Raw genomic sequence first — 518 nt, forward strand, 5'->3', positions numbered from 1 at the left:
GCCCAGTCCGTCAAGCACGGGCTGGAGGCCGAGCGCTTCGACGTGACGGTGGCGGCCACCGGGGAGGACGGCTTCTTTCTCGTCTCGTCGCAGGTGTTCGACCTGCTCATCCTCGATCTCATGCTGCCCGGCCGCGACGGCCTGGAGATCCTGCGCACCGTGCGCAGCCGGGGGCTGGCCACGCCGGTGATCATCCTCACCGCGCTCGATCAGGTCTCGGACCGCATCGAAGGCCTGAACGCGGGGGCCGACGACTATCTGATCAAGCCCTTCGATCTCACGGAGCTCACGGCGCGGATCGGCTCGGTCGCGCGCCGCTATGCCGGCAACCCCAACCCGCTGATCCAGCATGGCGATCTGGAAATCGACCTTGCCGCGCGCAGCGTTCATCGCGCCGGCAGGCTCGTGCCGCTGACGGCGCGCGAATGGGCGCTGTTCGAGGCCCTGCTGGGCCATCCCGGCCAACTGTTCTCGAAGGCACAGCTCGAGGACATGCTTTACGCTTTCGGAGCCGATGT

General features: G+C 67.6%; 1 protein-coding gene. It reads left to right on the top strand.

Annotated features, from left to right (window positions below):
* On the top strand, positions 1 to 518 hold a 518-nt coding region (locus tag JNK74_30310; GenBank protein ID MBL7650463.1), incomplete at both ends, for a response regulator transcription factor.

The organism is Candidatus Hydrogenedentota bacterium, assembly GCA_016791475.1.
Taxonomy (GTDB): Bacteria; Hydrogenedentota; Hydrogenedentia; order Hydrogenedentales; family JAEUWI01; genus JAEUWI01.